Origin of the sequence: Blautia sp. TF10-30, from assembly GCF_003481245.1 — a bacterium.
In the GTDB taxonomy this organism is placed as follows: Bacteria; Bacillota; Clostridia; order Lachnospirales; family Lachnospiraceae; genus Fusicatenibacter; species Fusicatenibacter saccharivorans.
In genome coordinates this window covers 1-609 of record NZ_QUKM01000018.1, presented here as the reverse complement: position 1 = coordinate 609, position 609 = coordinate 1, and the positions used below count along the sequence as shown (strand labels likewise).

Below are 609 nucleotides of genomic sequence, written 5' to 3'. Positions count from 1 at the left end.
TGCAACTCGTAACATTAGATTTTTACATTTTTCATGAAATTAAGTAAAGAAAAAGAGCATATGGAATTGAATCCATACACTCTATGATTACTGGAACTTTATTTCATTTTTTATATAACAAACTAGAATTTATCTTGCAATTAGAAACCATTTATCTTGTATATGGTTCAGTGTCTTTTCCATCATATACAAATGCTTTTATATCCGTATTTTCATCAACCTCAGCATGAATACCTACCGTGTATTCTTTATCTGTAACATTCTGAAAAGAATAGCAACCGCCAGCAGGAATACTGTCAGATACAAGTTCCTGTTTTCCTTCACAGAGCAGATGTACAGTAATGTCAAAATCGTTTCTGTTCTGAACTGTCAACACGCCTGTATTAGACAAAATTTTTGCGTCAGAATATGTAATTACATAGGAATCAGGCGTTGACTTTTCCGCACAGACCACAGAACACTCCCACTGTGTCTTTGCTTTTGCTTTTCGATAGGCTTCCGAAGACTTATATGTTGAAAATATAATCATTGTACTTATAGCAAGAATGCCAGTGATGACAAACGCTATTGTTACTTTTTTCTTCACAACCATCACCTCCACACACAAAT

At 34.2% G+C, this 609-nt stretch carries 1 protein-coding gene; it reads right to left on the bottom strand.

The features are described from left to right. Positions 1 to 151: 151 nt before the first annotated feature. Positions 152 to 609: hypothetical protein (locus DXD02_RS13490; protein WP_243108252.1), on the bottom strand; the 458-nt coding region annotated here is incomplete at its 5' end.